General features: G+C 72.4%; 1 protein-coding gene. It reads right to left on the bottom strand.

From position 1 onward, the window contains the following. Positions 1-369, bottom strand: a 369-nt coding sequence (locus AC1DSF_RS31410; RefSeq protein WP_478184216.1) for an MBL fold metallo-hydrolase, incomplete at both ends; no start/stop codon positions are given.

Below are 369 nucleotides of genomic sequence, written 5' to 3'. Positions count from 1 at the left end.
CGGCTTGACGACCGACGAGGGGGAGCGCGAGCCGACCAGCTCGTCGACCGCGTCCTGCGGCGCTCCGGCGGCCTGCAGCACGGCGACGTGGTGCTCGATCCACCGGTTCCGCGGCGCGGTGTTGATGAGGTTGACGTGTGCCGCGTCGGCCTCGTGCATCGCGACCCACGCGCTGGACGCCTCGACGACCTTGTAGGTCAGGCCGTGGTGGTCGGGGTGGTTGTGCGTCGCGATGACGCCGTGCACGTCGGTGAGCGAGGTGCCGAGCGAGGCGAGCCCGGAGGTGAGCGCGGTCAGCGACGCCGGGTCGTCCCAGCCGGCGTCGACGAGCACCGGGCCGTTGGCGCTCTCCAGGACGTAGACCAGGGT

Source organism: Variovorax sp. 01N429 (genome assembly GCF_056399425.1).
The sequence above is the reverse complement of the archived record's forward strand: the minus strand, read 5'-3'. Positions and strand labels throughout refer to the sequence as shown.